The 25,234-nt window shown below is 40.6% G+C and carries 20 protein-coding genes; 2 read left to right on the forward strand and 18 right to left on the reverse strand.

Features of this window, described 5'->3' with window-relative positions:
* Positions 1–252 precede the first annotated feature (252 nt).
* The 4 genes from recD to NQT69_RS02380 form a co-directional block, all read right to left on the reverse strand.
* The gene (gene recD / locus NQT69_RS02365; RefSeq protein WP_256826104.1) at positions 253–2,238 is read right to left on the reverse strand and encodes an exodeoxyribonuclease V subunit alpha; all 1,986 of its coding nucleotides are present in this window, start codon (positions 2,236–2,238) and stop codon (positions 253–255) included.
* Entirely contained in the window at positions 2,235–5,825 is a 3,591-nt protein-coding gene (recB, locus tag NQT69_RS02370) for an exodeoxyribonuclease V subunit beta (protein ID WP_256826105.1), read from the reverse strand. The genes recD and recB overlap by 4 nt, the downstream gene beginning before the upstream one ends.
* A complete protein-coding gene (recC, locus tag NQT69_RS02375) occupies positions 5,812–9,144 on the reverse strand; it encodes an exodeoxyribonuclease V subunit gamma (protein WP_256826106.1) in 3,333 nt (1,110 codons plus the stop codon). The genes recB and recC overlap by 14 nt, the downstream gene beginning before the upstream one ends.
* Before the next feature lie 172 nt (positions 9,145–9,316).
* Positions 9,317–10,360: an alkene reductase gene (locus tag NQT69_RS02380; protein WP_256826107.1), complete on the reverse strand. Its 1,044-nt coding sequence runs from the start codon at positions 10,358–10,360 to the stop codon at positions 9,317–9,319.
* A 133-nt stretch (positions 10,361–10,493) separates the two neighbouring features.
* Between NQT69_RS02380 and NQT69_RS02385 the strand changes: the two genes are divergently transcribed.
* Positions 10,494–11,075, forward strand: a complete 582-nt coding sequence (locus NQT69_RS02385) for a TetR/AcrR family transcriptional regulator (RefSeq protein ID WP_256826108.1) — start codon at positions 10,494–10,496, stop codon at positions 11,073–11,075.
* Positions 11,076–11,154: 79 nt separating this feature from the next.
* On the forward strand, positions 11,155–11,550 hold the full coding sequence (locus tag NQT69_RS02390) for a DUF2750 domain-containing protein (RefSeq protein ID WP_256826109.1): 396 nt from the start codon (positions 11,155–11,157) through the stop codon (positions 11,548–11,550).
* 192 nt (positions 11,551–11,742) lie between these two features.
* Here the strand turns inward: NQT69_RS02390 and NQT69_RS02395 are convergent, their stop codons facing one another.
* The 14 genes from NQT69_RS02395 to NQT69_RS02460 all read right to left on the reverse strand — a co-directional run bounded on the left by NQT69_RS02395 (position 11,743) and on the right by NQT69_RS02460 (position 25,123).
* Entirely contained in the window at positions 11,743–11,997 is a 255-nt protein-coding gene (locus NQT69_RS02395) for a MetJ regulator of methionine regulon (RefSeq protein ID WP_256826110.1), read from the reverse strand.
* A 4-nt stretch (positions 11,998–12,001) separates the two neighbouring features.
* Positions 12,002–12,412 (reverse strand): zinc-ribbon domain containing protein, encoded by a 411-nt coding sequence (locus NQT69_RS02400; protein ID WP_256826111.1) that lies wholly within the window; start codon positions 12,410–12,412, stop codon positions 12,002–12,004.
* Between the two features lie 60 nt (positions 12,413–12,472).
* Positions 12,473–12,748: a hypothetical protein gene (locus NQT69_RS02405; protein ID WP_256826112.1), complete on the reverse strand. Its 276-nt coding sequence runs from the start codon at positions 12,746–12,748 to the stop codon at positions 12,473–12,475.
* Positions 12,749–13,065: 317 nt separating this feature from the next.
* Positions 13,066–13,227 (reverse strand): hypothetical protein, encoded by a 162-nt coding sequence (locus NQT69_RS02410; protein WP_256826113.1) that lies wholly within the window; start codon positions 13,225–13,227, stop codon positions 13,066–13,068.
* A gap of 179 nt (positions 13,228–13,406) precedes the next feature.
* Positions 13,407–14,111 carry a polysaccharide deacetylase family protein gene (locus NQT69_RS02415; protein ID WP_256826114.1) on the reverse strand — a complete coding sequence of 235 codons (705 nt, stop codon included), beginning with the start codon at positions 14,109–14,111 and terminating at the stop codon, positions 13,407–13,409.
* Between the two features lie 96 nt (positions 14,112–14,207).
* Positions 14,208–14,981: a hypothetical protein gene (locus NQT69_RS02420; RefSeq protein WP_256826115.1), complete on the reverse strand. Its 774-nt coding sequence runs from the start codon at positions 14,979–14,981 to the stop codon at positions 14,208–14,210.
* A gap of 119 nt (positions 14,982–15,100) precedes the next feature.
* Entirely contained in the window at positions 15,101–15,622 is a 522-nt protein-coding gene (locus tag NQT69_RS02425; RefSeq protein ID WP_256826116.1) for a uracil-DNA glycosylase family protein, read from the reverse strand.
* A 318-nt stretch (positions 15,623–15,940) separates the two neighbouring features.
* The gene (locus NQT69_RS02430) at positions 15,941–16,945 is read right to left on the reverse strand and encodes an alpha-amylase family glycosyl hydrolase (protein WP_256826117.1); all 1,005 of its coding nucleotides are present in this window, start codon (positions 16,943–16,945) and stop codon (positions 15,941–15,943) included.
* Between the two features lie 101 nt (positions 16,946–17,046).
* Positions 17,047–18,057 carry an acyltransferase gene (locus NQT69_RS02435; RefSeq protein WP_256826118.1) on the reverse strand — a complete coding sequence of 337 codons (1,011 nt, stop codon included), beginning with the start codon at positions 18,055–18,057 and terminating at the stop codon, positions 17,047–17,049.
* Positions 18,058–18,378: 321 nt separating this feature from the next.
* The gene (locus NQT69_RS02440) at positions 18,379–19,776 is read right to left on the reverse strand and encodes a M28 family peptidase (RefSeq protein WP_256826119.1); all 1,398 of its coding nucleotides are present in this window, start codon (positions 19,774–19,776) and stop codon (positions 18,379–18,381) included.
* Between the two features lie 171 nt (positions 19,777–19,947).
* The gene (gene gdhA / locus NQT69_RS02445; RefSeq protein ID WP_256826120.1) at positions 19,948–21,300 is read right to left on the reverse strand and encodes an NADP-specific glutamate dehydrogenase; all 1,353 of its coding nucleotides are present in this window, start codon (positions 21,298–21,300) and stop codon (positions 19,948–19,950) included.
* Positions 21,301–21,983: 683 nt separating this feature from the next.
* A complete protein-coding gene (locus NQT69_RS02450) occupies positions 21,984–23,228 on the reverse strand; it encodes a lipoprotein-releasing ABC transporter permease subunit (RefSeq protein ID WP_256826121.1) in 1,245 nt (414 codons plus the stop codon).
* Positions 23,218–23,916, reverse strand: coding sequence for a lipoprotein-releasing ABC transporter ATP-binding protein LolD (gene lolD, locus NQT69_RS02455; protein WP_256826122.1), 699 nt, complete (start codon positions 23,914–23,916; stop codon positions 23,218–23,220). The genes NQT69_RS02450 and lolD overlap by 11 nt, the downstream gene beginning before the upstream one ends.
* A complete protein-coding gene (locus NQT69_RS02460) occupies positions 23,909–25,123 on the reverse strand; it encodes a lipoprotein-releasing ABC transporter permease subunit (protein ID WP_256826123.1) in 1,215 nt (404 codons plus the stop codon). The genes lolD and NQT69_RS02460 overlap by 8 nt, the downstream gene beginning before the upstream one ends.
* Positions 25,124–25,234: the final 111 nt, after the last annotated feature.

Raw genomic sequence — 25,234 nt, forward strand, 5'->3', positions numbered from 1 at the left:
TAAAACAAGCCAGTTGTTAGTATAAACAACTGGCTTTTTACTTTCTCATTTTCGAAATTTAACTTTGCCAACTTGCTAACTCAAATAATCACAGCTAAAGCAAGTTCCTACAAGATAAATTAAGCACTACGCTAATCTCTGCCTCGCAAACTTTACTCTTGCTAACTCGCAAACTGAAACAATCACAGCTAAAGCAAGTTCCCAGATAATAAATTTAACACCGAGCTAAACTTAAAACTTACCGCTTAAAGCTTACAACTCAATCAATCTCTCATACAACCCTGATGCTCGGCTGACTGATTTATTCATAGCCATGAGTAATACTTTTTTATCAGCCACCAGCTCGAAGGTGTGTTTTGCGCGGGTGATGCCGGTGTAGACCAATTGGCGATTTATACCCGCGGTTGCTTGGTTTGCAGGGGGTAGAACCATGGCGGTGTAGTTAAACTCTGAGCCTTGTGATTTATGTATGGTCATTACATACACTTTATCGTGGGCTGGGAGCCGTGCTGGTGAAAATGCCCGTTCATTGCCCTGCTCGTCAATAAATACCGCTTTTAGCTGGGCGTTTTCATCATGCAGTAGAATACCAATATCGCCGTTGAACAGTTTTAATTGGTAGTCGTTTTGCGCAATCATAATAGGTAAACCTAAATAATGGCGGTTATTTGCATGGATATTGATCAAGCCAAGGTTATGTAATTGCTTTTCAATACGAAGGTTTAAGCTGTTTACGCCGTAATCCCCTTCACGCACCGCGGCGAGTAATTGGTATTGTGTAAACGCATGATGAATGTCTGCACTCGGCGCGCCTTGCTTAATGAGGTTTAAATACTGGCTGTAATGACTGGCAGCGCTTTGTACCAGTTTTTCAATTGGCTTAGTAACAATATCGTAATCTAAAACAACGTCGTTAAATTTGCCTGAATAGATTTCCTGCTCAACATAATTGAGCTTACCTGAGTTGTTGGTGTTCACCGCAAAAGCCAGCTCGCCAATACCACTTTTAGCATCAAAGCGATAACTGTGTTGTAAGAACGCGATGCAATCGGCTAATGCAAATGGGCTTTGCTGCGATTGTAATTTTTGCTCGCCATTAAAACACAACTGATTAAGCTCGGTGCAGCGGGCATCAGAATAACTCGGCGTTTGCCCAAGAGCCAAGCCTTGGCATAAGTCGCTCATGACACTGCCAGTATCTACCGACGCTAATTGGTCTTTATCGCCGAGTAATATTAACCTTGCGCGAGTGGGCAATGCCTCGATTAATTTAGCCATCAGTGATAAATCAACCATCGACGCTTCATCGATGATCAATACATCTACATGTAATGGGTTACTGCTGTTATGTTTAAACTTATTGGTAAAAGGATTAACCCCAAGTAAACGGTGAATAGTTTGCGCCGTTTGCGGAATGTGTGGCTCAACATTATCTGGAATATCCGCTTTTAATTGCTGCTTAGCCCCTAAAATAGATTCACTTAACCGCGCGGCGGCTTTACCAGTTGGGGCCACCAGCTTAATGCTTAGCGGCGCACTTTGGTACAGTGATTGTAAAATGGCTAATAACTTTGTCACTGTCGTGGTTTTACCGGTGCCTGGGCCGCCGGTGATAACACTAAACCCCTTTGTGGCCGCCATAGCACAGGCTACTTTTTGCCAGTCGAGCCCTTCTTTTGGTGCTTTATCTTCAGGAAAATAATCATTAAGTAACTTAGCAAGCGCAGCATTGTCTATTTTTATTTCACGCCTACTCATAGCTAATAACCTTGAGGCTAGCGTTTGTTCGTACCCTGCAAGGCGTGCAAAGTAAAGCCGATTACCAAATAAACACAGTGGTTGTTGCTCACCTACACTTGGGTGCGACTCTAAACTGCGAACCGCTTGATTAATATCAAACTCATCACTGAATGGGCTAACTGTATCGGGTGATGAGCCTTGTGCTTTATTAAAGTCAGATTTTCGTAAGTTAAATGGATTTTGCCAATTTACATCATCTAAATTTAAACAGCTATGCTGGCTTTGCCCTGCTAAGCACAGCAACAAAATTAAGTTAAATACATCGTTATTGTCAGCACTGCTCGCTGCATGTTCGGTTAAAAGCTCAGCAAGTTTCACATCAACCACTCGCAGGCGCCCTTCACTCACTAAATAGTCAATTAGCGGCACGGTATCTATCGAATTATCAGCCTCAGCGGCCATTAATGGTAATTCATTTACTACATCAACTTCGCTCATGATGCATCTCCTTTTTTAACCGCGGGTTGAGTAAATAAGCCATCTAAAATAGCCACTTGCTCAGTGGTGAGTTTATTAAAGAAGATGCCTTTCCCTTCACCCATCCCCCGTAAAAAGGTGTAGTACACGCCGCCTAAGTGTTGCTCTGGGCTATAATTTGCAATGCGCTGCTTTAACAAACGATGCAGCGCCACAGTGTAAATTAAGTACTGTAAATGATATTGATGGCTACTCATGGCTTGCTCAAGGGAGTCTTGTTCGTAGTCGCTTGGCTTGTTCCCTAAGTAATTCGATTTATAGTCCAAAATATAATATTGGCCTTCAAAGCAAAATATTAAATCAACAAAGCCTTTTAATAAGCCTTTAACATTCAAAAACTCAAGGTTACTTTGATTAAAACCAAAGTGTTTTATAAGCACGGCATTAAGCTGTTTAGCGTTTAAACTCTCAAGGGGTAAATTAAACTCCATCTCGACCAAGCAATCACTCGGTGGCAGTACACTTAAACTAAGCCCCTCGTCATTGAGTGGGCATTGCAGGGCGCTCTGTATCCACTGCTCTGCAGTTTCTTGCCAGCTACTATCTATGTGGTATTTTTTTAAGCTTTTTTCGACTACACAAGCTAAGTCTTGCTCACTGTTAGTTGGATGCGATATCGGGCTGGTAAAATCAATCTGTTCAAAAATTTCATGTAAGCAGCTACCGGGTTTTGCCCCTTTAGGGAAACTATATGGCGATTTAACGTCTTCTTGCTCTGCAGCAAATTCATCTTTTTCGTGATCTTCATCACTGCGCCCAGGTTGTATATGATCAGTGTGTTTTTTAAAACTCAAAGCACTAAAGCTGGTGGCACGCCAATCTTTTTCAATATCTACTGTCACATTATTAATGCTGAGATTGTGACTTGAGCTTTGCGTTGAAGTCAATTGCAACGTGCCCTGCTGTTGCAACTCATCACTGGTAAATTCAGTGTATTGCATAGCTTTGTTTTCGTCGCAAAACTCTTTTAAGTGGCTACGCCATACTTCGCTGCTGGTAATATCGAGCCCTGCGAAGAGTACATGGCCCAACGAGCTACTTTGTATTGCCAATCGCTTACTCTGCCCTTGTCCTAAGTTATACATGCCAATGGCACAAAAATGAATGGCCCGCGTGAGTGCCACGTACAATAAGCGTAAATCTTCTGCTAGGCGCTCTTGCTCAGCTTTTTGCAGGGCATCATCCGCTTTACTTAAATCGTAAATAAGTTGCCCATTTTTATGATACAAAGCCTCTTTGGTTTCACGGTAACCACTTGCAAATGGCATAAACACCAGCGGGAACTCAAGCCCTTTTGAAGCGTGCATGGTTACAATGCGCACTAGGTTTGCGTCACTTTCAAGGCGAACTTGCACCGCCTCACCATCTTGTTGGCTAACCTTTTGCGCAAACCAACGTAATAGCCTTAATGTGCCCTCAAGCTCAATTTGCTTTTGTTGCAGTATTTCACTCAAATGGCGGTAATCGGTGAGCCAGCGCTCTACGTTATAACCCAAACCCTGCCACTTCGCGCTTAATTGATTGTGGCTTAACAGGTGCTCTAGCATCGCCATAGCACCTTGTTTGTGCCACAGCGTCGTTAAGTAAGCAAAAAAGTGAAGGTACGATTGCCACTGCTCTTCATCGTCAGCCAGCGCGTAAATCTCGTTATAACTTAAACAAAATAGCGGCCCCGCCAATACACCGCGCAGTAATGATTCATTGTATTGACCATGCAATGCGGTTAAAAAGTTAAGTAAATGATGGCTAAGCTCTTGGCTAAATACGCTATCGCGAGATAAATACACACTGGCAATTTTAGCGTCGCTCAGCGCTTTTTTAATAATTTGCGCCTCTAATCGGTCGCGTACCAAAACACAAATATCGGCAGCGGTTACAGGCTCATTACCAATGCAGGCACGGCCTTGTTGCGCTTGGCTTAGCAAAGTGACGACTTTATTGGCAAAGTGGCTAGCTAAATGTTGCTGCCCAACCCCTTTGTTGGTGGGTTTTTTACTGTCATCGGCGGCTGTGTCGGCAAATACACAAAACTCAAACGCCTTGGCGGGTTTGCCGTCTATTAAAAAGGATTCTTTCTCTTTTTTACCTTTGGCTGCAACCGGATTAAATGGAATGGCCTCATTATAAATAAAGCTGTTGTCGTGCTTGGCAAATAGCTTATTTACACTGCTTACTACATCACTACTTGAGCGAAAATTAGTGCCTAAGGTAAATTGTTGCTCCTTCGCAACCGCATGCTTTGCGCCAATATAGGTAAAAATATCCGCGCCCCTAAAGCCGTAAATTGCTTGTTTAGGGTCGCCAATCATCGCAAGTGTGGTATTTTCTTGGCCATAAATTTTACTAAAAATACCGTATTGAATTGGGTCGGTATCTTGGAATTCATCAATCATCGCCACGGGGAATAACTGGGCTATTTTTTGCGAAAGTGTATCGCCTTGCTCACTGTTAAGCGCACTGTGTAAATTACTTAATAGATCATCAGGGGTGATCACACTTTGCTCTGTTTTACGTTTAACAATGGCTGTTTTAACCCAGCTTGCAGCATGTTGAGCAATGGCTATACCAAGCCCTTCGTTAATAGTACCGCTTAGCTTGGCAAGTTCATCAAATTGGGGCAGTAATTCATGGCTAAATAAAGGCTGATTCTTTTTATAGTTAGCCGGGTCACTTAAGTTATCAGTGCTCCACACTTCAAACGAATACTTACTTGTGCCAAATTTAAAAAATAGCTCATCACCATGGCAAAAATCCTCAAGCGCTTGCAGGCTGCCTTTACGTCCCGGAGTTTTAGAACCACTGAGACCTGACGCTTTAATTGCAGCAATAAACTCCCTGTCTAAACACGCTTTTTTAAAGGTGGGGATTTTAGCTAAGTACTCTTCACGTGCTTGCCATACATCATCAAGTTTGATCGTCGGTGTAATGAGCGCATTACCTTTATTTAGTAAACTCGCTACCTGACTAAATAGTGATTCAGGTGCTGGGAATACATCCAAAATGGCATCAGTTTTTTCTTTATTTAACGGGTAGACAAAAGTACGCCAAAAATCTTTAATGGTCTCAAGTAGAATTTCGCGCTCGTCGAGTATAAATTCTAAATTAAACGCCACGCCAGACTCAAACGCATGTTGTTTGAGCATGCGCTGACAAAAACCATGAATAGTAAAAATGGCCGCTTCATCCATCGATTTTGCCGCTGCATCGAGTAAATCAAAGGCGCGGTGTTTATCTTCGATACTTGCAATGATTTCGCTTACCAAATCATCTTTGGTTTTAAGCCCCAGTAATGCATCACGCGCTGCGATTATACGAGCGCGTACCCTGTCTTTAATTTCTTGTGTTGCAGCCTCGGTAAAAGTTACAACCAAAATTTGTTCCACGCTTAGTGGCTTATTGACCTCACAATACGGATCATCCGCTATTTGCATGCCAAGTAAGTAACGTAAATACAAGCCAGTAATCGTATAGGTTTTACCTGTGCCAGCACTAGCCTCAATTAAACTTTGCCCCGTAAGTGGCATTGTGAGCGGGTTAAGCGCTTGCATAATCACTCTCCTTAGCGTTATCAATTAATGGCGTAAGGAGTGTATTGCTCCAATTAGTAAATTCTTCTTGGCAATCTAATAGCGATTGCGTAGTTAAACGAATGTACGGGTTTTCTCCCTCGCCTCGGCCAATGTATTGTGGGCTAAATTTATTAATCGCTTTATTAATATCGCCCTCAGTTTTTACGAACTCATAACTACTGGCCGGAAAAAATGCCACTGGCGATTGCCTAAGCGCCGCGTATAAACTAAGCCATTGGTTTAATTGTTGCTGTGCATACTCTGCATCCATCGGCGCAAAAGCGATTTGCTTATCTAAACCTAAAATTAAAGTTTCCACAGGGTGACCCATCACTTGAGCCGTTAAATGATAAATAAAGCCTTTAATTAGATCTTTGGCTTTAATACTGGCACTTCTGTAAAACACTTGTTTTTGCAAGTAAATATGATTGAGCCAGCCTTCAAGTTGGCTGCTTTGCGTTTTACCATCAGCATCCTCACAGTTAAGTGTTAAAGACACTTCAACGGGCTCATTTTTGCCAGTCGCAATATGGGTTTTCACTTGCCCTGCAAGCGCGTCAACCCGGTGCTCCATACTTTCAAAAATCAAGTCACCGACATGAGCTTGGGGCAGTTCCCCTCGTTGCAATATTTGTTCGCGACTCAGGGGCCTATCAAAAATGGCCGCTTCAAGTATTTCATCTAAATAAAAATAACGTTTAAGGGCATCAACACTAAACGGCTCTTCATCTTTCGCCACATCGTTAAACTCAGGTAAGCGTAGGCCCAAGGTTTGCTGATAAAAGCTTTCATGGGGGTTACATACACTGCGAATAAACACATCAAGATCTAAACTCTCAGGCATAACAACATTAAGTTTGCTAAGTGGCTCAGGCGTTATAGCTTCTGCCGGTAACCATACTGGGTTATAGCTGTGCTCACTAAACGCTAATTGCGTTGATGTTTGCTCGCTTGGCATATAATAATGGCGATTAAATGGCTGTAGGCGCTGCGCTTTAACTAAACAGTCTGGCAGGGTTCGCTCGCTTTGCTCAGTTAAGGTAAAGCTTCGGCCAATGTATTCTAATAACTCACTTACTAGTGTTGATGGCATACGTGGTTGGTTGTCAAAACACGAACGACCAATATAGCTCATATATAAATTATCGCGGGCGCTCAGGAGCGCTTCTAAAAATAGATAACGGTCATCGAGTTTTCGTGATCGGTCACCTTTTTGCTTTTTAGAATACGGCACCAAATCAAAACCTATGGGTTGCACAGTACGCGGGTAGTCGGCATCGTTTAGCCCTAGCATGCACACTACTTTGAATGGTACGGCGCGCATCGGCATCAGCGTACAAAAGTTAACTTGGCCGACTAAAAATCGCTGGCCAACGCCCTTTTCTTGAATGCCTTGTTTGATTAAGTAGCTGACAATGCGCTGCGACACCGCTTGAGTATAATCACCGTTTTCATAGTGTTTTTTCAGCTCATCGAGTACTTTTTTAAGTACTAAAAGATCCCAGCTGTCATCGCTTTCACTTTCATAAATGGCTTCAATCAGCTCATCTAAAATATCGGCTTTATTGGTAAGGGTGTCATCTGGGCTTAAGCGTTCTTCAAATGTTTGCAGCACATCAATAAAATGCACCAGTTTATTGAGCGTATCGAGCGCCATGCCTTCTACTTCATCGGCGCTGTAAATGCCCGCAAATGGGATTTGCTCATCGCGCTGTGCGATACCAAGCAATAAACGGTTTAAGCCATGTTGCCAGGTGTTTAAATCTATCGCAGGTAAATCAAAGCCACTTTTATGCTCAGCGTTAATGCCCCACTTTACCCCTACTCGCTCCAGCCAGTATTGAATTTGCTCGTACTCATGAGGCTCTAAACTAAACTTTTCGGCAATTTGTGTTACTTGCAGTAAATCTAAAATATCAGACACGCCAAAACGCGAAAACGGTAAATTGGCTAAACTGGCAAACGAACTCAGTACTGGTTTTTCTTGCTCGATGGCTAAATCAGCTAACGCATACGGAATATGGCGCTTGCCATGAGCACCGCCAAATACCGCCTCGATATACGGGCTGTAGGTGCCCACATCAGGCATCATTACTATGATGTCTTTTGGCGTGAGTGTTGGGTTTTGATGAAACAAGTTAAGCAAATAATCATGCAGGCGTTCAACTTCGCGCAGCGGCGTATAACAATCACTTACAATAATGCTGGTGTCATCCTCGCGTACTGACAGTTTGCCTTTATCATTGATAAACAACTCTTTATCTAGCGTTAGTGATTCACCTTTAAATGCTAGTTGGTATATTTCGCTTTGAATTTTACCCAGTAGTGAGTCATCAAAACTGTCGGTGAAGCCGTCAATCCAGTTAGCATCAAGTTGTACAAGCTGCTCAAAATAATCGCGGCCTAATTTACCCCACGATGACAGCAGCGGATTACCAATAAAGTAATATTCTTCATCGGGTTTATTAAGCGTATGCTGAGCGGCATCAATTAACGGGGTTTTGGCGTATTTAGCGGTGATTTTTGCTGCGGTTTTTTCATCAACCACATCACCCCAATAATGTTCACTTGGGTTAAAAAAGAATAAAAACACCTGCGTTTTTTTACTTAGTGCATCAAAAATTTCCAGTTGAGAGCTGGCTATGGCCGATATACCAAATAGGCTAATGCGTTTTGGCAATAGGCTCTCGTCCATGGTTTCAAGTGCTGCCAGTAATTTACCTTGCATATTGGCACGATGAAACTGGCTTTGCCCAAGATCACTACTTAAAGCAACAATGCGTCGCCATAAATCGGGCTGCCAAGGAGAAATACTAATGTCTACGTCATCTAGGGCATCTTTGCCGCTATCCCATGTTGCAATCCAATGTGGGCGATACATTAAATATTGGTCGTACACGTCGGCTATTTTTTCACATAAAGCAAAGGTTTTTTGCCCGTCTAAATCCCCTTCTAAATAGGTTTTAAGGGGTAAGTATAATGGCTCATCAATGCAATCCGGTAAAATAGTAAATATTTTCCAAGCAAGGTTTGGTTTATTAAATGCGGACTCTTTGGGTACGTTTGGCAATAACTGCTGATAAAGCTGCCAAATAAAACTCGAAGGCAATGGAAAGTCCACCTGCGCTGCAATACCGAGCTGTTCACTCAAACCTATTTTAAGCCATTGCGACATACCCGGCGATTGCACCAGTACCACTTCTTTTTCAAATGGGCTGGTTAGCGGATCAACAGTTAACAGTTCATGAAACTGAGCTTGCAGGGTTTCCATTCGGTTAGATTGAATAATATTGAGCATTGCGACACTGTCCTTGCATGAGATAAAAACAGTGTAAGATATTTTCAATTACAGGGGTAGCCATTAACGATTAATGGCATTAATAAATCAGGAAGTTAGGCTAACAATTGTGCATATCAAGTAGTACCTACTCAAACGCCCGTAGCTGTGAACGTTTGAGTAGAGCAGTTAACTATATTAACTCAGCAAGCATTGCATCATCATATTGAACGAGTGCTTCGTTATCAGTTATTTTTTTAATGTAATCTGGGTTTGCAATAAACGGACGCCCTATTGCTATTAAATCAAATTGGTTATTGTTTATTGCCGCACTGGCAGATTCAAAACTATAACTGCCTACCCCAACTAAAGTACCTGTATAGTTAGCACGTAAATATTCTGATGTGGTTTTGTCTTCTAAGCTTGTAAAGCGCATGCTGTCATCAAAAATACCACCATGTAAGTAAGCAAGCTCTCGCGTATTCAATTTTGTTAATAAGTAATCAAAAACAGCTTTGTCACGGTTATCTTCTTGCATATTAAAATAAGCACCTGGTGATAAGCGCAGTGCTGTTTTATCTGCGCCAATTGCAGCGATTACAGCATCAACCACTTCCAATGCGAAGCGCGACATATTCTCTGGCGTTTGGCCATATTCATCATCACGTTGGTTGGCTGCGTAATGTAAGAATTGGTCGATTAAATAGCCATTTGCGCCATGTATTTCTACACCATCAAAGCCGGCTTCAATCGCATTTTCAGCGGCTTTCGCATAATCGGCAACAAGTGTATTGATATCTTCAACGGTAGCAGCTTTAGGTGTTTGGTAAGTTAGCTCACGCATGCGTGGGACTGAGCCTTCGATACCAATTGCTGAAGGTGCGAGCACTTCACCGTCAAAAAAGTGAGGATGTGCAACTCGGCCAACATGCCACAGCTGGGCAAACATTTTGCCGCCATTTGCATGTACTGCATCAGTGACTTTTTTCCAGCCTTGAATTTGTTCCGACGTGAATAGTCCTGGAGTGTTTGGGTAACCTTGTGCATCAGGACGAATGATTGTCGCTTCACTGATAATTAAGCCAGCATCAGCGCGTCGTGCATAATAATCAACCATTGCTTGCGTAGGGACGAGGTTATCATCACTCATGCAACGCGTTAATGGTGCCATTAGTACACGGTTTTGCAACTCAATGCTGTTATTAAGTTTAAACGGTTTAAGTAAATCTGTGGTCATGGTATTAAATCCTTATCTTGAGTGTACATTCAAGATAAGGGTGGCAGTGGATTTATTCAAGGGTATTTTGAATATTTGTTCAAGATTAAGTAAACTAGCTTACTCCCACTTCCACATTTGTCTGAGAGAGTCCATGAGAGTTGCTGAGTTTGACCGCGAATATGTATTACGTCAGGCCATGATCGCATTTACGCAATATGGTTATGCAAAAACCAGTATGCAAAAGCTAACTCAAGTGACAGCTTTACACCCCGGTTCCTTATATGCTGCATTTAAAAATAAAAAGGGTATATTTTTGGCTGCGATTGAACAATATCAAGCCGATAGGAATCAGCAGTTTACAAACTTATTTTGTGCAGATAAAGCAGTCTTGCCCAATTTAAAAGCCTACATAGATTCTGTCGTAGCTGAATGTGTAAGTGGCGATAGCATGAAAGTTTGCTTACTGACTAAAAGTATTAGCGAAGTAGAAGGTCAAGACGAACAGATAAGCCAAGTGCTCAGTGACAATTTAAATGCATATGAAAATACCCTTGCCGAGCAATTTAACCGTGCCATACTAAAAAACGAAATAACCACTGAGTATACGGCCAAGCAACGTGCTCGTTTTTTAGCCATGGGATTATATGGTTTAAGAACGTATGCATTAACCAACAATAAACGCGATGATTTAAAGCAACTAGCAGACGATTTATACATAGCAATTACTAAATAATTTTTAAAGCAATCGACAATTTGTAATATTAGTCAATATACTAAAGTAAGACGATAGCCAATCAAAAGTGAGCCTTTATATGAATAATGCAACAGCCACTGCAACTGAAAAGTTCGAAACAATCCTTGGTTTAGGAGCAAAGAAAAGACTGGCATTTATGTTTGAAACCGTACAAGAGTTCAAGCAAGTTTGGATATTAAATGACGACGATGGGTGCGTTATGCTGGTTAATGAAGATGATGACTGCGTACCAGTTTGGCCAGAGCGCATTTACGCAGAAGCTTGGGCTACCGGCGAGTGGGAAAACTGTACAGCTAAAGCTATTCCTATTAAAGACTGGCAAAGCCGCTGGACCCCAGGCCTTGAACAAGATGACTTACTTATCGCCGTATTCCCTACAGAAGAAGACGACGGCACTATTTTGTTTCCTGATGAATTTGACTCACAATTAAGAGCGAAAAAGAAACATTTTTAATTTTAATAACTACAAACAGCAAAAAAGCGACCTAAGGTCGCTTTTTTTGCATCTAAATAGCGGAGTCATCGTACTCTCGTAAGGCCTCCTTGGCTGACTGACGAAAAACAGGTATAAATTACAAGTCTAACGATTTCAAAGTACTACGAATATGCGCTTTATAGATAAGTAAATCACACCGATAACATATAATTACAGGCTAAAACCAAGTATAAATAAAATGATACCCGCGTAGATTGCACAGGCAGAAACCGACTCAGAAGATACCTCTGCTGCTAATAAATCACGTAAACCCTCAAACACGCCGTACAACACTTTGCCAAGGCCACCGGTAAAACGGTAATTATTTAAATCGACATGGCCTTGCTCATCGCTTAGCAAACGAAAATAACCAAATAAAATACATCCACATGCAATAATAAAGATGATTAATCTTGTGGTTTCCATCGCATCACCTTGCCTGACTCATGAGGTGCTTTTTGACAAACTCTACTCTTGCAGGATTCGCTTTTTTACCAAATTGAGGATAAAGCACCAATAAATCTAGCCATTGAGTGAGAAAAGCCTCATTTAATAGTCGTTCAGCTTTGTTTGCACAGTATTCAAGTTCAACGCTAACTAACTTAGCTTTTATCGCCCGCATTTGTTTCCAGCAGCTGTTGCAGAGTTTACGCTCAGCCCACATATATTCTTTTCTTACTTCATAAGCCTGTTTCTGATCTTGAGCAAGAAATACAGCCTCGCTATTACATTTGATGCAAACGTACTTGATATCTTCATAATACGCTGCGAGAAATTCATGGCCGACAGAGCGCTTTGATTGTTGCGAGTATGCATTTTTATTTAGCGGAACTTTATTCATTGGCGTATTAACCATTTTCGTGATGTTAAGTAATGAAACACTGCAATAACACAGTCGCTATTATCCTTTGCGTAGATTTATAACTAAAAATCGATAGATAGCAAATGGCACAAAAAACAACATATAGCCCAAAAGTAATAAAAACCGACCTTTGTAGCCATACACATCAAAATATTGCGCATAACCTGCGGTAAATAAACTGAACAACACACTCCCCCAAAATATACAAATCTGAGCAGCTTCCCCTTCAAGTACAAATAGGCTTAAATATGCAGGAAACAACATCGCAGCTGACACTATACTTAAAGCTGGAATATGAGGGTTAAATTTATTCAAAGAAAACTCCTTTCTAATCAACTAAATCATGTTAAACCATAGCCGAGTTGCTATTTTGATTCAATTAGTTACTTCGATTTGCGTAAAAAATAAAAAGGGATTTGCTGTTGCTTTAATTGGCGTTTTGCCAGTGTTTGAGTCGCTTATTTAAGGAGATAAGGGTTAGTTTGATTAAAGTAGTGTGTATTACGCATGCAAATATAAGCCTTTAAGTTAATCCTCATTCCCTTCTCTTTGTGCAAAAAAATTAGTGAATTATTCACAAAAAGGTTAATAAACGCTGCGCTTTAGCGTATCAACCGTAGGCTAAAAATGTACTACTGGCGGCAATGACGCTCTTTATAAGGAATAGCACGCACTAAACTAAAGTACGCAGTTTGATGAAATTGGGTGTTAGCGAACGACTCGCCATAGCCTGTGGTATCACCAGTACCAAAAGTAGGCGCTTGGAAGCGAAGAAGACCCTTGTCGAAGCTCATAAACAAAAGGAATTAACATTGCGATAGGCAATGACTATCTAGCGTCACAAGGTTTAGTGTCATTGAGAGATATTTGGATCAATATTCATTACGGCAGATGAACCGCCCATTGCACTTCCTATTAATATAAAGCGCATGATGGGTGGTGTGCGGGCTGGAGGAGACCTCCGGCTACCCAATTATGTGCTACTGCCTATTAATTCTGAGACTGTAACAAAGCGATAGCCTTTATCTTTTAACTGCTGAATAATTAAAGGTACCGCAGCCATTGAATTACCTCTAGATTTAAACATTACATGTAAAAGAATAATTGACCCTGGTTTAGTATTTTGGACAACGTAATCGGATATATCACTTGCACTAGCATTTTTATCTAAATAAGTTTCAGGCTCCACATCCCACGTAACGGTAGTTATATTATTATTATTTAGATAATAAGGTAGCGAAAACAATTTTTTACCATAAGGTGGTCTAAAATGTATTTCACCTTTATAACCTGCCTCTGTAATTAATTCATTAGTTTTTTCTAGCTCATCTGCAACAAAGTTATAACTTTTCAAAACCATACGTTGGTGAGTATATGAATGGTTTCCAACTTCATGACCTTTATCAATGATATTTTTTGTTTCTTGAATGTTTTCTTCGATAGATTTGCCGACTAGGTAAAATGTAGCTTTAATATCTGATTCATCTAAGACTTTAAGAATTTCTTTTGTTTTAAGTTTAGTCGGACCATCATCAAAAGTTAATGCGACTACTTTTTCAGTTGTTTCTACTCGATCTATAAGGTTACCAAAAAATTGAAATTTTTCATTTTTACTCACCTGCCATAAAGCAATAAATATGATCAACACTAATGCTGATAGTTTGATTATTTTACTCATGCAGGCTCCATTTGCACATAACGCCGCCAGTAGGAGTGACAAAACCAGAGCGAAGCGGCGGTTTTGGCATCCCTCTGGCTGGCCTTGTTAGGCATTTTACAGTTTATAAGGAAAAACACCGTTACATTTGTGGCACTGAGCCCGTTTGTAATTTGCTAGTTCTCTCTTATCAAGGCGAAGAAGTTCATTACAATTAGGGCAATTTCCAGATACCTGGTTTGGATTGCCACCGAAGCTAATAGAGCCTCCTGCACCAAAACCAATTCCACTTTCTTGGACAGAAACAGCGCCTTGTGTAGTGATGCCCTGCATAGAAACCGCACCTCCGCCCCCCTGAAAAGTAGTTCCATCTACGTAGTTTTTACTATTGTCAGTTGCATGAAGGTGAGTTTTTTCGGAATTAACTGTGGAGTTTTGTATTACATTGGTGCTGCCTCCAGTAGCAACAAATGCCGATATATCCGCATGAATGATGGAACTTCTAAGTTCTTGGTAGCTTTGATTTTCGGTAAGGACTGAGAACTCTTTTTGAGCATTACCTAGTGAAGAAATAAATTGAGTGGTCTTTACCTCGAGCTCTGGCGAGGACTCAATAGTTTTAGCAATTTCTTGGATAGCTTTTTCCAGAGAGTCAACTTTACTCACCATTTCATTTGCCGCTGAAATTTCAGCCCAGAGCGCTTCCAATTGAGCCTCGAAGGCTTTGTCACTCAGATGCCTATCTAATGCGGAACCAGCTTGCTGTATACCGGGAATGGGCAGCAAGCTTAAGCAAAAACCTAAGAACCTCATAGGCTTCTTAATGCCATGTGTTTCCCACATTTTCCGCACAGCATTTGATGCTGTTTCTATAGAGTTGTTATTGTTCAATTCTCTGATTCCTTTGTGTGCCAACGCCGCATTAAGCGGACTAAAATTGTTGGTACTAATGTGGAACGAAGCGAAACCTAACCAACTGTTTTAGTTCCGTTTAATGCCTTGTTAGCAATTTACCATAAGATATCAAGTTCACCTTTTGATGTTCCGCCATTTGGGTGCTTTGCTTGAATGATAACTGGTAATTCATTGCCTATTTCTAATAATGAATTAACCATTTGATTCGCAACATCGCCAAAGGTAATTATTTTCCTATATTCCTTTGTATTTAAAATTGCTTTTAATCTATAGGAGCACGAGTTAATAGCTACACCATTAGGCGCTAAATCACGAGTTCCTTCATTTCCAGGAAAACATTGAACCGAGTTTACAATATCGAAGTTAGCTCTATTTTTACCAACTCTCTCCCAAGACAGTTCAATTCGTCTACCAGCAGTACCACCGACTTTGACTGTAGGCTGGATAGCCCTTCCAACTCTCCATTCAACATCACCGGGAGCTTGGAAAACCAATAGAGTATCGCTATTGTTATTTTCAAACTCTACTGGAGGCGAGTTTCTAGTAGTTCTCTGATTTACAATCAAATGTTCTTGGCTGTGATATGGGCACTTCTTACAATTTGAATCATATGCCACGAAACTACTCCTGATTGCTAACGAGCCTGTAGAATAACTCATTTTTAATTTATTTTTTTGATACATTAACCTTAGCCGAGTTACTTTTTTAATTCAATCGGTTACTTAGACTTTTCGAAAAAATAAAAAGGGACAGGCACATATTTCCTTGAGAAAGATTACGCTATTTTCCCGTTGTAGGTAACCTTACCATTATTTTTTCACTCAGCTTGCTATAGAGTGTAGAGTTGAGTCGCTTGGGAGGGATTTTAGGTTATAAAGATAAGCTAAAAATTGAATTCTTTACTTTGTATCAATAATTTAATGGGCTGAATTTGTTTAGCCTGTGCCTTTGTACCATTTTACATCGTTGCTGGCGGCTTGTTGCTTTAACCGTTGTTTGCTACCAGCAAAATTTGAGTACTGCTGCCTAAATCGCATTATTGATTCAAGCCATTGTGCTTCTTCTATATTTAAAGTAAGCAGCACTTTTGGCATAGTTTTATTGATATGCCCTTTTTTCTTTGGATCTAGGTGGCGGCCACTCCAGTCGACTAATTCAAAATAATCCAATAAGGCAAAGGGGATCGTGTGTGTAATGTGATTACCACCAAATGGTTTTAGCTGTGCTGGTTGACTTTCATGCTGAATATTGTCTTTTTGTTTAAGAAGCTTGTTCGCTTTAACCGTGTCTGTAGTAAAAGCTTTGAAATGCGCTATACGTTCTTGAATTGAGGTGAAATCACTACCTTCAAGCGTATCAGCTATGTTTGCTCTAATAGGGTTCAAATCAACATAAGCCATGCAACTGAGTACTGCGGTTTCATCTAATAATGCTTGTGATTTATAGCGTCCTTCCCAGTATTTACCTGTGCAGTTATCTTCTTTATTGGCCTCACGGGCAATGTACTCATTGAGGTTTTTCATATACCACCTGATGTCATACAATCTTTCTCGCCACTTTGCGATGAGTTCATTGAAAAATAGCTCACTTACCTTATCTAACTTCTCTCCATTTAAGTAGCGATCAACCAGAACATGGCCATTGTAAAGCTGATACCAGCGGTTAAATACTTCATCATCAGACCAATCAAGTGCTTGACGCCTATTGACGTTAACAACAAGGTGGTAGTGATTGCTCATAACTGCATAAGCGGCAATTTCGATGGCAAATACACTACTTAATAACTTTATCCGATCGACTAGCCACTCCCGTCGATGATCAAAGTTTTTACCTGTATATTTATCATTTCCACACAAAAATGCTCGCCTAACACATCGTGAAATTAAGTGATAATAAGATGTCGATGCTAAATCAATTAGATTTTTTCTTGCGCGAGTCATAAAATATCAACTTCACTTTAACTGTATATAACAACAGTCGTTGATACTGTGGTTTTTGCAAAAATTTTTGTGCCTGTCCTATTTAACCCGCTTTAGCAGTTCTATATAACCCTTCTAATGAATGGAATTCTATACATGACATATACAACGCCTGCTGACATTCCGAATACAATAAAGGTAACTACTGGAACAGAAACTATTGGATGAAAGCTTCCTGCTCCATATTGTATGTAGTTAATTATTTCCAATATTACAGGGTGGACAAGGTATATACCTAAAGTAAGAATTGATAATTTCTTTGTGAAGGAAGTATTAATAACCGGCTTGCCCCATGCCTTAAGAATATACATGAGGCTAATTGACATAGGAACCACACTCACGCTCAAATAGCCATAAAAATATAAACCGTGTTCCAAACTGGACTTTTCTGCCAGAATGTAGCAGCCGTAGAACGTCACTAAGATTGATACTATAAAGACACTCCACAAAATGCTCTTTTTTGGATTACGATTATCTTGACGTATAAGGTGCCCTAAAAAAAAGTACGGAACATATAGAAGGAACCAATTAATGAATAGTTTTGAGCCACCAGTGATGAACTTACCATAGGCATAGTTGAGCATTGTCATTACGAACGCGATCGCAATAAAGACTAAGAGTTCCTTTTTGCTCGAATGCGCCACAACTTTCCGAAAGAATGGGGTAAACAAATATAAACTGATAATCATGTATAAAAACCACATGTGATAATGAGGTTTTCCGGACAGTAGCTGTTTTAACAAATCTACTATAGTTAGCTCATTCCCTTTCACTGTACTTTTTAAAAAAGACCACGCCAGAAAAAAAGCCGACCAAAATATAATTGGAACTAGTATCCTTGAGAGCCGTTTAGTATAAAAAGTTGCTAAATCTTCTTGTTTATTCGGATCTAGCAATAGTGCACCGCTTATCATTACAAAAACAGGAACACACCACCTGACAGCAGAGTCGAACACATTTCCGACCCACCAGTACTCAGTTCCCACATCATTTCCAGTCACGACCCCTGCTGATACGTGTAAAAATACGACAGCAAAGATGGCTATTATTCTGGAATTATTCAGCCAGATCATTTGAACTCCTTTGTACTGCTAACAGTGTTTTACCAAGAATAGGATAAACACTCGCGAGTGTTTATCCTATTCTACGTAAATACACTTTAAAATTTATAATAATATTATTAACTTACTAACTTATAAGAAAGATGGCAACAAAAACTCGTCACTCCCATGGCGAGAATTTACTTAATCGAGAATCCACATTTTTTTATACGAGAACAAGCGAAATAAACACTTTTAAAGTCAATAAGTTAATTTATTATCACCGCCCTACTGCTATTATGGCTGAAACAATATAGCGGTAGCGCAAGAGAACTTTCGCTACGCATAGCTAAACTACTTTATAACATGCTCAAATGCGCCCACATCACCAGGGAAAACCACAGGTGATTCAATGCCGTCTTTATTAACAGCAGCGACACCAAAGTAATAATTATCGATAACTACATTTTTAAGGGTTGCTTCACTTACATCACCTACATAGCGGCTAAACTGCCATTGTGGTTCGCTGGTATAACGCCAGTAAATTCTGTAGCCAACGGTGGTTTTATCAGTGTTTCTTTGCCATTTTAATGTTGTACTTGGTTTTACCGCACCAGATATTTCCACGCCTTTTGGTGGTGCGGGTGCCCAGGCCATGGCGGCTAAACTCACTGCATTAAGTGAAGTGAGTTTTGCGGTGTAATCAAAATCCACGCCGTCGATGGTATCGCCATAAACAATGCCGTCTTCTGTACGTAGGTCTTGATGTTGATGGTTATAGTTTTCGTTAGTTTCCATCACCCTGACGGCAGCATACCCCATGTCGTTGAAAGGTCTATGGTGGCCACCACGGGCAAAACGGTCGAGTCTGTAAACCAACATGGTATCTAAATTTGGGATGTACCTGTCGGCGATGGTATCAATATAACGCGCTAAGTTACGGCTTGCTGAGTCAACCTCTCCACCGGTAAAGCGTCGTTTATGGGCTTGCTCTTTGGTTTCTATCACCCGTGTGCCTTCAGAGAAAATACGGGCTGTTGTGTTATCGGTTACACCATTAATGCCAGTGATATTGCCAATCATGTCGTTATTCAAAACGCCATGAACTTGCCAACCTTGTTGCTGTGCATGTTTAGCGAGTATTTTACCACCAAAAAGTCCTTGCTCTTCACCTGAAAGCGCAGCGTAAACAATGGAACCATTAAATTTATAGTTTGATAAAACACGAGCGGCTTCAATAACACCTGCAACCCCAGTTGCATTATCGTTTGCTCCGGGAGAGTCACTGGTAAAATCCATTACATCACTGACCCGTGAGTCTATATCCCCCGACATCATCACCATGCGATTTGGCTCATCCATTCCGCGCTGAATAGCAATAATGTTAACCACTTCAACAGGGTTTGGTATACGTTTTTCACCAGAGATTGTATCTTTCACTTCAATCACTTCTAAGCAGCCACCACATTGTTTAGATATCGCCTCAAACTCAGCTTTTATCCAGCGTCTCGCTGCGCCAATACCGCGGGTATTCGATTTCGTCTCAGACAAGGTATGACGAGTGCCAAAGTCAACCAAGGTTTGCACATCGCTCTCAAGGCGCTTTGCTGAAACAGCACTGGCAATATTATGTAGCTTTTGTTGATCTTGATAATCAAGTGGCTCAGCCAATGCGGCATGAGATACAAATAACGTGCTTAATAAAAGCGTGGTATTGATTACTGTCATTTTAGTTTTAATTCGGTCAGACATAGTTGAAACTCTTTGCTATTAGTTATACTCACAGTACGTGAGCTTAAACTGATAACAAAGTAGTTTGAGATAAATATCGAAATTATCCGATAAATAACAATACTGTAATGGCAACATAAATGAGTACCCAACTAAAACCAATTGGGTACTCAACTGAGGAGCATTTAATACCTAAACAACGCCTTGTTCAATCATGGCATCGGCAACACGCCTAAATGCGGCAATATTAGCGCCTAACACTAAGTTGTTTGGTTGGCCAAACTCTTTTGCGGTACTGCTGGCAGTATCGAAAATATTTTTCATTATTTGCTGAAGCTTTGTATCCACCTCTTCAAACGTCCATGTTTGCATACTTGCATTTTGAGCCATTTCTAACTGGCTTGTTGCAACCCCACCCGCATTAGCGGCTTTGCCGGGGCCATAAGCTATTTTTGCATCTAAGAATACATTAATTGCGTCTTGGGTAGCGGGCATGTTTGCGCCTTCGCTGACTAAAATACAGCCGTTTGCAATTAGTGCCTGGGCATCGGCTTGAGTCAGTTCATTTTGCGTGGCACAGGGGAAAGCCGCATCGGCATTAAAACGCCACACAGCGTGACCATCTTCAGGGTAGTCAGCTCGAGGAATAAAACGCGCATCAGGGTGAGAGTCAATGTAACTCGCTAAACTGGCTCTATCACCTTCTTTAATTTGTTTGATCAGCGCTAAATCTATACCTGACTCGTGATATAGGGTGCCACCTGAATCACTACAACTAATTGGCGTTGCACCAAGCTGATAAAGCTTTTCCATAGCATAAATAGCAACATTGCCCGCGCCCGACACTAAACAACGTTTACCTTCGAGTGTGTCGTTAGCTTCTTGTAGCATGTAGTTGGCAAAATACACTGCGCCGTAGCCTGTAGCTTCTTTACGGGCGAGTGAGCCGCCCCACAATAAACTTTTACCGGTAAACGCGCCCTCATAACGACCTGTTAATCGTTTATATTGGCCAAACATATAACCAATTTCGCGCGCACCGACACCAATGTCACCTGCGGGCACATCGGTAGTTGGGCCAATATGGCGATATAATTCGTTCATAAATGATTGGCAGAAACGCATAATTTCGCCATCAGAACGACCTTTAGGATCAAAATTAGAGCCGCCTTTTCCGCCACCAATTGGTAAACCGGTCAATGCATTTTTAAATATTTGCTCAAAACCTAAAAATTTAATTATGCTGGCATTAACACTCGGGTGAAAGCGTAGACCGCCTTTGTAAGGGCCTAACGCTGAGTTAAACTCTATTCGATACCCTTTATTGACGTGTATGTTGCCTTTGTCATCAACCCACGGAACTCTAAACATGATCTGACGTTCAGGCTCGACTAAGCGTTCAATTATGGCATTGGTTTGATAGTCTGGTGTATTCTCAAGAATTGGCTCAAGTGACTCAAGCACTTCTTCAACTGCTTGATAAAATTCGCATTGCGCTGGGCTGGTTTTTTTAAGTTGTGCAATTGTACTATGGATATAATTCATATTTATTCTTCCTTGGTAAGTTATCAAATATTAAAATAGACGTGGTCAAGTTTATGGTTCATGGTGAGGTGCCCCTATAAGTGGTTTTCTTTCATTACCATATCACGATTTTTTATAAGCCAAGTTATTACCAAGGTGAATTTTTTTGAACTTGCAGGCGAAGCAGAAGTAATAAACTTTGAATAGGTAACTAGCTACCTATTTAATGAGAAATCATGACCTGTGTTGTCACTGATTTTGCTAAGGAATGTATTTAACCTGAGTTCAGGTTATTTAGCTATAAGTATGGGTAGAGAAAAAAACAAAAGAGCAGTAACACACATCCAGCTCATTGTTACCATAAAATAAACTTTTTTCGAAAAGCGAGAAAAGGCCTTTCTCACAGAATGGCTGTACTGTTGACGCTCTCCTAGGGCGCAGGTAAGCAAGGCAATAAATAAAATATATATAACAATGCCAGCAATACAAAACGTTAATTTACTCTGGTTGAATATCCACGCAATGATTTGTGGGTTAATTATGCCTATAATAAGCAATAGATTTAGTAAAACTATCAGACTGATGACCAATATGCCATCAAGCCATGATGCTTTTTTATTTCGCTTTTTAAGCCAAGAAACATACACAAAGTGTATTGCACACAGATGTGAGCGCATATTAAATCCTTTTAATATGTTAAAAAATTAGTTGCCGAGTACTTTTGCGGGATCAACGCGAGTTGCTTGCCATGCGGGGTATATAGTAGCCAGCACTGCTAATATAAAAGTCACGATAACGGTAATAACTATATCTTGCCAAACTAATTTGCTGGGTAAAAACTCAATAAAATAAACGCCTTCTAGTGGGTTAGCACCTGCCAATTGGCTCAACCAAGTAAATAAACTACTTATATTCAACGCTAAAAACACTCCAACAAAACACCCTAAAACCACACCAACAAAGGCTTGAGTTAGCCCTTGCATAACAAAGGTTGCTAATATAGTGCTGTCTTTTGCACCCATGGTTTTTAAAATTGCGATGTTTGCTTGTTTTTCACGCACTTCCATTACTAGCGAAGACACAATATTAAAACTGGCTACTGCGATAATTAAAAACACCACGATATACACTATGGTACGCACCATTTGAATATCTTGATACAAACTGCCTTGGGTTCTAAACCAGCTGGAGATATATACATAATCAGGAATGGTTTGCCCCACTCTGAGCGCTATTTGATGTGCATAAAAAACATCATTAACTTGTAAACGTAAACCAGTTACTTGCTGCTGGCTATAGCCAAGTAGCGATTGCGCTTTAGCCAAATGAATAAACGCTGCTGTGCTATCTATTGGCCCTCCCATTTTTACAATGCCTGCTAGGGTCAGGGTGACCCGTTTTGGTGCTAAAATATCGCTGCCGGTTTGATTCACTTGAGGAATTAATAAGGTAACTAAATCACCTTGCTGTAACTGCAATTGCTTAACAATTTGCGCCCCTAAAATAACTTCATCAAGATCTAATTGGCTGATCAGTTTACCTTGAGTATATTGATTAATTGATGAAACATTCTTTTCAAGTTCAGGGCTAACGCCACGTACTTCAACCGCTTTTAGGTCACTTTTATATTGCGCCATGCCATTTACACTAATAAAAGGGGCTGCACCTGTCACTCCCGGTTGTTTGGCTAGATTTTCAACCTTACTTGGCCATTGCTCAATCGGCCTGTTTGGCGCAACATATTCTACTTGCGGTACCACACTTAACAAACGGTGGACGAGCTGCTGCTCAAATCCATTGATCACCGACAAAGCAACAATTAGCACAGCAACGCCAAGCAAAATACCAATGGTCGATGCTTTTGCTATAAAGCTAACAAAACCATTTTGGCTTTCGTTTGAGCCAGAGTGTGCTCTAAACCGCTTACTTAAAAACGCACTAAGCAACATAGCCACTCTCTTTAATAGCGATTTTTCCTTCGTCTAAATAGGCTATTTTACCGAGCTTATCAGCTAACTCTAAGTCATGGGTTACCACCACAAAGCTGGTATTTAAACTGGCATTAAGCTCTTTAATTAAGTCGTATATCTTTACTGCATTTTGTTTATCAAGATTACCTGTGGGTTCATCGGCAAGTACTAAGGCAGGTTGTGTGACCAACGCTCGTGCAATAGCAACCCGTTGTCTTTCACCACCAGATAAGGCAGACGGTTTATGTAAACTACGGTGAGAGAGCCCTACTTTGTCGAGCATTGCTAAGGCCTGAGTGTTTGCTTCTTTGGCATTCAACCCTTTGATAAGCAGCGGCATCGCGACATTTTCTACGGCATTAAATTCCATTAATAGATGGTGAAACTGATAAATAAAACCCAAATTTTCATTTCTAAATTTGGCTTGCTCTGTTCGAGACAAATCAGCAACACGTTGTCCTTTTATCTTAGCAACCCCATCACTTTGACTATCAAGCGTACCTAAGATATGCAGCAATGTGCTTTTACCCGAGCCTGAACTTCCAACAATAGCGAGCATTTCACCTTGTTGCAGTGTTAGGTCAACCCCTTTTAAAACATCAACTTGGTTCTCACCATCTTGATAGGATTTACTTAATTTTTCACATTGAATAACCAAATCATTCATAACGCAATACCTCTGCGGGGCTAACTTTAGCGGCCTTTTTGGCCGGATATAAGGTCGCTAAAAAACTCATTGCGATGCTTCCCAGCGCAATCAAAACTAAACTTGTCACATCAAATTTGACCGGTAAACGAATGCCCGTCAAAACATTTAAACCAATGGCAGACAACACTTCATTAATATTGGCACTGAGTAATAACCCCAATGCTGCACCAATACTGGTGCCTATCACACCGTTATATAAACCTTGAATCATAAATACATGTTGTACTTGGTTAGGAGTCAGGCCGAGTGTTTGTAAAATAGCCACTTCGCTTTGTTTTTCGCTGACCATCATGGTCAAAGCTGAGACGATATTGAACACCGCAACTAACACAATTAAAGCGAGTAAAATCGACATAATTCGTTTTTCCATCGCAACAGCTGCAAATAATGTTCCTTGTGATTGGCGCCAATCCGTCACATCAAAATCAGTAAATAAGTTTGTACTTGCTGTAAAATCGTCCACTAAAAAGGGGTCGTGTAATGAAATGCTTAAATTAGGTGCAACGCGACTTGATTGCTTTAGCACTCGTTGTAATGACTCGCCACTGGTGAAAGCCAAGCCCATATCAATTTCTGAGCCCGTTTCGTAGATTGCAGCAATGGTAAATAACCGCTGGCTAGGTACGCGGCCTAGGGGCGTATAAGTTGACGCTCCAGGCATAATCAAACGTACTTTATCGCCTAAGCCAATCCCCAGTTTGCGAGTTAAATAACGGCTGACAGCAATGTTATAGCGTGAGGCAAGTACTTTGCTCCAATCACCTTGTACTATTTTATCGCTAATTTTATAAAGTGAGGCGTTATCATCATATAAACCTTGTAATAACACCCCATGTAAATCTTTGTTTGTTTGCAATATTGCCTCGCCATGGCGGTAAAGGCTGGCATGTTTTACATAAGCTGACGAAACAACATTATGTTGTAACGTTTTCATTTGTTGTTGAGTTTTATTCGTTGATGCAATTTCAACATGGGGGATCAAACCGAGCATATTCGATTTTAAATTATCCTCAAACCCATTCATTATTGAGCTGACGGTATAAAGCGCCATCAAGCCAATGGCAATTCCTGCGATGGAAAAAAAAGAGATAAACGAAATAAACGCATTCCCTTTCGAGGAGCGACTATATCTGAGTCCAATGAAAAGACTAACTGGTTGAAACATAATTAATTATGGTCACATTTGAGGCCAAATAAACTGCAATACTAGCATGGTTTTGTATTAAATTGGTATTAGGCTAACTGTAAAAAATAATTATAAATCTGATACTTGAAC

Origin of the sequence: Pseudoalteromonas shioyasakiensis, assembly GCF_024518675.1 — a bacterium.
Taxonomy (GTDB): domain Bacteria; phylum Pseudomonadota; class Gammaproteobacteria; order Enterobacterales; family Alteromonadaceae; genus Pseudoalteromonas; species Pseudoalteromonas shioyasakiensis_B.